Raw genomic sequence first — 516 nt, 5'->3', positions numbered from 1 at the left:
GTCGGAGACGAAGCCGAGCATCCAGCGATGCACGTTCTCCAGGCTGGCATAGCCTCCCTGCGCGAACGCACGCAGAAGATTAAGGGTCGCCGCCGACTGGCGGTACGCCATTTCCTGGCGGGCAGGATCAGGGATGCGGGACTTGGCGTCGAATTCGATGCCGTTGATGATGTCGCCGCGATAGCTCGGCAGCGTCACCTCGCCCTTGGTCTCGTTGTCGGACGAGCGCGGCTTGGCGAACTGGCCGGCGACGCGGCCGACCTTCACCACCGGCTGCGCGCCGGCGAAGGTCAGCACGACCGACATTTGCAGGAAGACGCGGAAGAAGTCGCGGATGTTGTCCGCGCCATGTTCGGCAAAACTCTCGGCGCAGTCGCCGCCCTGGAGCAGGAAGGCCTCACCGGCGGCGACGGTAGCCAATTGCTTCTTCAGCTTGCGCGCCTCGCCGGCAAAGACCAGCGGCGGAAAGGTGGCGAGTTGGGCTTCCGTGTTCTTCAGCGCTGCAAGGTCCGGATA

At 64.9% G+C, this 516-nt stretch carries 1 protein-coding gene; it reads right to left on the bottom strand.

Annotated features, from left to right (window positions below):
* The coding region (locus EOA36_RS36790; protein ID WP_145969575.1) for a 3-deoxy-7-phosphoheptulonate synthase at positions 1 to 516 on the bottom strand (516 nt) is incomplete at both ends.

This window comes from Mesorhizobium sp. M8A.F.Ca.ET.021.01.1.1 (genome assembly GCF_003998025.1).
Taxonomy (GTDB): domain Bacteria; phylum Pseudomonadota; class Alphaproteobacteria; order Rhizobiales; family Rhizobiaceae; genus Mesorhizobium.
This window is presented reverse-complemented; position numbering and strand designations above follow the sequence as displayed.